The organism is Paenibacillus vortex V453, from assembly GCF_000193415.1.
Classification (GTDB): domain Bacteria; phylum Bacillota; class Bacilli; order Paenibacillales; family Paenibacillaceae; genus Paenibacillus_AQ; species Paenibacillus_AQ glucanolyticus.
Genome location: NZ_ADHJ01000020.1, coordinates 245,603 through 252,655, shown reverse-complemented (window position 1 = coordinate 252,655; position 7,053 = coordinate 245,603). Strand labels below are relative to the sequence as shown.

7 protein-coding genes are annotated in these 7,053 nt (G+C 47.1%); all 7 read right to left on the bottom strand.

The window, feature by feature from the left end:
• Positions 1-22: 22 nt before the first annotated feature.
• On the bottom strand, positions 23-580 hold the full coding sequence (locus tag PVOR_RS13045; protein WP_006209688.1) for a hypothetical protein: 558 nt from the start codon (positions 578-580) through the stop codon (positions 23-25).
• A 5-nt stretch (positions 581-585) separates the two neighbouring features.
• Positions 586-981, bottom strand: coding sequence for a hypothetical protein (locus PVOR_RS13040; protein WP_006209687.1), 396 nt, complete (start codon positions 979-981; stop codon positions 586-588).
• A gap of 23 nt (positions 982-1,004) precedes the next feature.
• A complete protein-coding gene (locus PVOR_RS13035; RefSeq protein WP_006209686.1) occupies positions 1,005-1,463 on the bottom strand; it encodes a hypothetical protein in 459 nt (152 codons plus the stop codon).
• 77 nt (positions 1,464-1,540) lie between these two features.
• On the bottom strand, positions 1,541-3,616 hold the full coding sequence (locus tag PVOR_RS13030) for a hypothetical protein (RefSeq protein WP_006209685.1): 2,076 nt from the start codon (positions 3,614-3,616) through the stop codon (positions 1,541-1,543).
• Positions 3,606-5,519 (bottom strand): ATPase, T2SS/T4P/T4SS family, encoded by a 1,914-nt coding sequence (locus PVOR_RS13025; protein ID WP_006209684.1) that lies wholly within the window; start codon positions 5,517-5,519, stop codon positions 3,606-3,608. The genes PVOR_RS13030 and PVOR_RS13025 overlap by 11 nt, the downstream gene beginning before the upstream one ends.
• Complete coding sequence (locus PVOR_RS13020; protein WP_006209683.1) at positions 5,506-6,375, bottom strand: hypothetical protein; 870 nt, start codon at positions 6,373-6,375, stop codon at positions 5,506-5,508. Before PVOR_RS13020 ends, PVOR_RS13025 begins: the two co-directional genes overlap by 14 nt.
• Positions 6,372-7,025, bottom strand: coding sequence for a hypothetical protein (locus tag PVOR_RS13015; protein WP_234972850.1), 654 nt, complete (start codon positions 7,023-7,025; stop codon positions 6,372-6,374). The genes PVOR_RS13020 and PVOR_RS13015 overlap by 4 nt, the downstream gene beginning before the upstream one ends.
• Positions 7,026-7,053 lie beyond the last annotated feature (28 nt).

The window sequence follows — 7,053 nt, the reverse complement described above, 5'->3', positions numbered from 1 at the left end:
AAACCGGTTATAGCAGAACAAGTCACTCGTAATCTTCATTAAGAACCAAACCTCCGTAAGGAAAAGCGATAGCTGCCTTCCCGCCTGAATTTGATCCTGTCAATGCATCGAATATCAACAATCCGGGTGTACGATTCAAGCTCCGAACGCTTACCTGGAAGTGATCGCCGGCCGTTAGGCGGTATCTACGGCTGTCATCTTCCTTGGCAACATGCGAATCCGGAAACAGATATCGCATTACATCGTCCTGATAATAGGCATCGTATACAACGGAGTAGCGGTTCAGGAATGTGTCCGGATCTGAAGGATCGCCATATTCGGGATGGTATTTCTTATGATGATGCTCCATCTCCACGCTGTACATGTTCCCGGTGGCTGCCAGCTCTTGCAGGAAATCATTGTACATGATAGGGGTAATATATCCCTTCGTACGAACGCTGTCTACGAACTTGGTAACGGATTGATAGACAACGAGCCGTGACAGGTCATCCTGCCTTCTGGCCATCTCGCCCGCGGGAACTAAATAGAGCAGAAGAAGTGCCAGAAAAGCCGCAAACCATTTCGAAACCGAGTTTGACATTGTTGCTACCTCACTTTAACAAACTGGATGCTATCCACTTCTCCATTGGTTCCGCGAAGATACTGCACGCCATAACGAGCGCTCATATCGATAATCGACAGATCCAGCTCTTCTGGATTACTGCCTGAGCTGAATCGTATTCCGTCCACGGACATATCGTAAACATTCGTCTGAACCTCACGAAGAGTAAACAATACTTCGCTTCCCTTATAGGTCAGATTTCTATCCTCGTTCATCATCTCCACTGTTGTCACTCCGGCATGCTGCTCCTGCGTCATCCTGCCCGCGGCGCTTATGCCTTGGTCGAGGAAGGTCTGCATATTAACGGCATACATACAGGCACCTATAAACAATGCCACCCCAGCTGCCAATTCAAGCATATTTATCGTTTGTTCACGCACGACGCGTCACCTTCCAAAAATAACTATTGATCAAACTTGATTCCCCTGATCACATTGGAATTATCCTTAACAATGGTCGCCCTGAATTTTCCGCTTGGGTTGACATACTCCGTACTCTTCTCATCCATTACGAGATTGATATTCCCTTGCCTCGAATCCGGATTCAGGATAGATCCGTCCGTCTCCAGAACATTTCCGTACCATTGCCCTGCTTTGTTTTTTCCGGTTGCTATGAAAACCCCGAACTGATCCTTATCCTTGTACTTGCGAAGTGCATTCGTAACCTGAGATCCGCTGATCGTTGTACCGTCATAAACGGTGAAAGCTGCCTGGGACAGCTCTGTTTGAATATCCGAGAAATTGTTCTGTGCGGTTTTGGTAGCTTCCTGTGCCGAAATAAACAAAATAACAACAATGGTGATCAGAGCAATTGTCAAAAATATTCCCGCGGCCACCTTCAGAGCTGATGATGCATTATTCATTGAAATCTCCCTCTTTTTCTCATTTATTATTTGAGTCTACGAATCATGACGACACTACACTACACTCGCGGCAGCATCTACAAACGCTGGATTTGCTCATAATACGTTTCCATCTGGGAAAAACTCATACCAATTAAGGGAATGACCAGATACATAAAGATCAGAGCATACATAGGGGTAAAACCGATCAATCGCGCCCATGCCGCCTTCGTATCAATCATCGCCTCATATTCCTGTTTGCGCTGCTCGAAGCTGAAGATCATCTCGCCATCCAGATCATCGAATACGTCCTTGATCGGTACTTTATCTACCGCAAGCAGCAATTTGTCTACCAATCGTTGAAAGTCAGGGAACCAAACATCTTCCTTCAGCTCCAGCAAAGCCAATTGGGCTCCATGCTCATAATGCAGCAGGCTTTTTTGGATCGGGATCTTAAATATGACGGCGAATCGATTAAGCCATTCCAATATGCCCTCAACCGAGATTCGTTCCATCCCCCGCAATATAGATATGACCGTCTGGAACTGATATACTTCATGCCGCATTTCCATATTGCGCACTTTCCGGTGAAAATACAGCAGCCATAGAGGAGCTCCGTATGCTGCCATCCCTGTCAAAAAGGACAACAGCAGCTCCCACCATTTTAGATATTCGCCATCATATCGCTGCAGCTTTATCATGATTCGATCAGTTATGATATCAAGCTGCTCCATAGTCAGTCCCATCTGATCCGTTTTGCTTACCATGTGCTTAACCTGATCGTGGGTGACATTCGGAGACATTTGCAATTGCTCCATCAACAGCCGATCCTGTTCCACAGTCTCTTCTGCCTGCCGTCGTTCGATCTCACTCATCTGACCGAACAGTGAATTGTTCAACGCTGCGGGAACATACAACAATTGATGTTTAGCCTGGACATGCAGACCCATTGCCACAGATAACGAAAGGAAAAAAGCCAAGAAAAAGAACGTTAACCTTCTGACATATAACCATTCGAATTTGATTCTTGCATTGCTTTCCTTTAATAGTCGGAGTTGTCTGTCATAGTTCAACGTACCAGGGCTCGGTGCCATCATATCCACAAGCCTACGAACGAAAGAAATACGATACAGTCTCTCTTCCCAAGTGACTTTTTTCTCTACCCCTGCACGGTAATCCGTTTCTCGATTCTGCTGAAGCTTCTGCAGCAGGACGTACGAGATTAGAATAATGACATAAATCGAAATCTTGGTAATAAAACCAAGCTTGCTCATATAAAACTCATCCATTGAAGGAAAACTGCTTCTTGCCCAGCGTTCGATCGGTTTCGTAAAGAAAACAGGTGCCAATGCGATAACATTCAAGCCCTTCATCAAATAATCGAGCTTGTCTCTTCTCAATATTTCCAATTGGATTTCCTTTGTCAATCCGCTTAATCCATGCAGGTAGATGGAGCCTTGCTTTCTGGCGTGATCGCCAAACTCCATAACAAGGTGGGAAATGCCCGCAAAAGCCTTAAGATAACGATTAGGTGCCACCTCATAATAACGTTCCAACTCTTCGTCGGGATCATTGGATACCAAGGCATTGTAAATTCGATGTGCATGAATTGATATTTCGTGTCCGGAGGTTTCAGCACCCTCGTACAGCGCTTCCTCCACCATGCCATGCTGCTGATAGTGATGACGGACTAGAGAGAATAATTCAACCGATTGAACGAGCACTCTTCGCTCCAGGCGATTGATGAACATCTCAACAAGCATATTGTTAATAACCGCAGCCGCAAGAATGACAATGACCATAAATCCGAAGTCCGGTTGGCTCCATATAAGCAGTAACGCTGTTAGCGTGAGGGTGCCTGTTATAGCGAAAGCAAGTTTCATCGTCTCAAACCGAAGCGCGATTTCATCGTAAGGATGAATGATCGCGATTCTCTGCCTGATCCGTTTGAGATAAGATCGGACCAAGGGGATTTTCACCCCGTACATATAGGCCAATTGAAACCACTGTCGGTACATCTCACGCAGTGGCTTGTTTTCTCCCATCTCTGCCCTTCCGACGCTTCCTCTATGAAAAACTCGTCTTCTGGATAGCCATAACACGATACCCATGGTGATCGCAAATAGCAGCAGAGATATAATGAAAACCAGGATCAGCACATCTTTAGAGGTCACCTTCTCCCCCCCAACCTGCAGTCAGAAATGCTTTGAATTCTTCCGCATCTTCCGGCTGCATCTGCTCCGTCATTTCGAGGATACTGCGCTCGGATAGCTTGGCAGCAGCTATATAAACTCCATCCCGGTACTCAATCACATTGCGGGATATGAAATGACCTTCTTCATTCAATCTCCGTATATGCTCTGCACTCAGCTTGAAATATTCCTCCAAACGTTTCTTCAAGCTGCCACTATCCGAGTTTATATTGATGTCTGGGAATGTCCCCTTCTCTATCGGGATACATTCTGTAATGCGCTCTATGTAACGGTTGCCATTCGCATCTCTTCTAAGATGAACATCAAAGTTGATTACACTGATTACCTGCTGCTCGGCAATGTGCTCCTGTCTGAATACTCCACTCTTGAGCAGGGAATTGCGCAGCGATTGAACCAGATCCTTGAATGTCTTGGCATGATGGGTAAATACCGTGAACAAACTGGCCACTTGGGACATCTGAATCATCCATGAAGCTACCTCGTCACTAGCTACCTCGCCAAGAATATTGACCGTACCGTCCGTTTTCTTCTGAAGATCCAGGCCTGCCTGCCCGCTTATGTGTTCCGTTTCCCTGAAGCTGAGGATGTTCCTTCGGCTGTAGATCTTCCTCAAATGCAGCTCAAAGGCCATTTCCTGAACCCGAAGCGTATAGGACGCATATATGTGGCCCACCATCGCCATAAGCAGCGTTGTTTTTCCCGACCCTTGTGCACCGGTGATAGCCGTAATCCGACTGCCCCTCATCAAATATTTCAACAATCCAATCGGCAGTTCCGCACCGCTGCCCGTAATCAACTGATCAAGCGAAACCTTAGGCAGATCGAATTTGCGAACAAAAAATGCCCAGGATTCTGCAAACGGAGGTCTAACCACGACGACCCGTGAACCATCCTTCATCTCATTTACCTTGTAACCGCTGGCTTCGGAAAGCTGTCCGGGATGATTGTATTTGTATATGTTCTGACATACCCTCTTCAGTTCCAGCATCGACCCAAACGAAAGGAAGGCCAGATGCATCGATATCCCCCGGTAAAAAATCCACACACTTTCACAGCCCGTTGAAGGTAATCCGGCGTGCTGTGCCCCAATTCCCAAAAAATCATCGTGAGAACGAAAGATCTCCTGTCCGCTGTCACGGTCGACAGTTATCCCGCTAACTCCACCGCTAACCCCGTCAATACACTGATCTCTGATTTCATCCACAACAGAAAAGCCTTTGTACTGCTGATAAATGCGTTGAACCACGATATCCAGCTTCTCCTGAAACAAGAGCGGGCGCTGCTCGGACTCATAAATATAAGCCATGTCATCCGCCGTAACCGCATATACGCCGCCTTCTCCATAACCGGGGATCACCCGCGGTCTGGCAAGATCATATGTCTCGACCAGCACAGACAAGGCATCCTCACCATGTCTCTGTTTATATAGGTATAAGACGATTTCGAATTGATCCTGGGCTGTCAGGTCCAGCTGATTCTCGAACGGAATTGCAGCATTAATATTGGACTCATTCAAACCCAAATGGCTGACAAGCAGCTGTTTTAAGAAATCCTTTACATAAACCTTGTCCAGTACATCACCTGATACGCAGCCTTTGAGAGCGCGTCTCAATTCACTTCTCTTGTTCAATCTTCTTCGATACTCTTCTTCATAGAGTCCTAAATCGGACAGTTGACTATGCGTCAGTTGATGCAGGGTATCCTTAACAAACTCTGTCATGGACCCGAGTGAATACGGGTCCGTTCCCCTTGTCATGTCAGCGGCTGTTTTCTTTGTGTCCAAATAGCGAAGGTATACAAACAACAGCGCAAACAAAATCAAGATTACGATCCAAACCATATTCAAAGAGCTACCCGAAAGCATGCAAGCCCCCCGCTTTCGAAGCACCGGCAGGCAGACCCAACTGCTCGGCAGCAGCGTCGGCTACATGATGCACGGCGTTATAAAGAGGATTCATCCGTCTAAGGTCAGCACCTCCCCGGCTGCGCTGCATATAGGGCAAAATCGAACGCATATTCCATGCATCCGTCATGCCGGAACAATACGGAACACCGAGCACCACGTTTTTAATGCCAAAGCGACGCTTGATATTTTGCAGAGTGCAATTGCTCTCCCGATCATATTTGCCGATTACATACAGCCGGTGCTTGTCCGTAAGCTCAGAGGGCAATCGTTCCTGTACAAGTTCTCGCTCAAGCGCATGCAAATTTTGGTTCAAAGCCACTACGATCAGGTCAGCACCTAGTAATATTGCTCGGTCTGAGGCCCCAGGTGCTCCATTCCCTGCATCGGCTATCGTGACATCATAACTTCGCTTGGAGGATTCCATGACTCTGTTCATTAGGGTGGCCTGATTCCCATCCTCCGCATGCTTGGCCGATTCGAATTCATGCTCAGGCATATGCCGCGGCCCACACAGCAGATCCAGTCGGTCTGACAAAAGCGGCAGGGTATAATTGCGTACATTCTCTGGACTCAATCTCCCACTTGCATCAAGCCTTTCCAAGGCATCCATGCCGCTGTCCTGGAAAGCCGTAATATAATCCAGCGTTTCCTTTCGATGTGTAAATGCTTGTTCCACTCGTTCTCCATGGTATCCGCCATGTGCCAGCAGCACTTTGACCTGATACTCGAACGCCAGCACGATGGGCAGGCTTGTGGCCAGCATGGTACTGCCACTGCCGCCCCTCAACGGACTCCACACAGCAATCAGACTCATGCATGCCTCCTTCCTGCTTGCCTTAACGCCCGGCGGATATGCCGCTGTTCCATCTCCGACAATCTGCGGATAAGTTCAGTAAGGGATCGCTTATACTGCCTGGACAATGGCTTAATGCCCAGTCTACCCGCATGCTCATTCTTAATTTTCAGGGCGAAAAACAGTTCGTCCCACGGCATTTTCACGGGTGAACCCAGCCACTCGATCCGACTTTCTTCCAGATAACCTTCGATGTAAGCTTCATCTGTAAAATCTTCGATCACCTGAACGTATACCCGATGGAACGGTGGTAATGGATCATCTATTCTTGCAGCTCTTAGCTCATCCAGCAAAGCTGAGCTCTTTCTCAGTCCTGTTACCTCGAATCCGCTGACCCAAACATAGGCATCGGCTTCATCCCATTGATTCTTATCCAAAAATTGCGATTTCTCTACATCCATAATGACGTAGTCATACGTCTTCTCATCTCCTCCTTCCAAATATTTCCTCAGTGAAGAGTAATTCTGAAATCCGGTTGCCACATCAAACCCGGCAAACTCAATGATCGGCAGTTTAGGATGCATCACGCCTATGCAATGTTTGTACTTCGCATCAAGCGCACCATCCACTAGCAACACCCTGTTATCTCCGAACGCTAATATTTTGCACATATACAAAAGCAAGTCGCTCTTATCACAG

Coding starts and splice junctions, on each gene's coding strand:
- PVOR_RS13045 (WP_006209688.1), bottom strand. CDS start 580: ATGTCAAACTCGGTTTCGAAATGGTTTGCGGCTTTTCTGGCACTTCTT.
- PVOR_RS13035 (WP_006209686.1), bottom strand. CDS start 1,463: ATGAATAATGCATCATCAGCTCTGAAGGTGGCCGCGGGAATATTTTTG.
- PVOR_RS13025 (WP_006209684.1), bottom strand. CDS start 5,519: ATGCTTTCGGGTAGCTCTTTGAATATGGTTTGGATCGTAATCTTGATT.
- PVOR_RS13020 (WP_006209683.1), bottom strand. CDS start 6,375: ATGAGTCTGATTGCTGTGTGGAGTCCGTTGAGGGGCGGCAGTGGCAGT.
- PVOR_RS13015 (WP_234972850.1), bottom strand. CDS start 7,025: ATGTGCAAAATATTAGCGTTCGGAGATAACAGGGTGTTGCTAGTGGAT.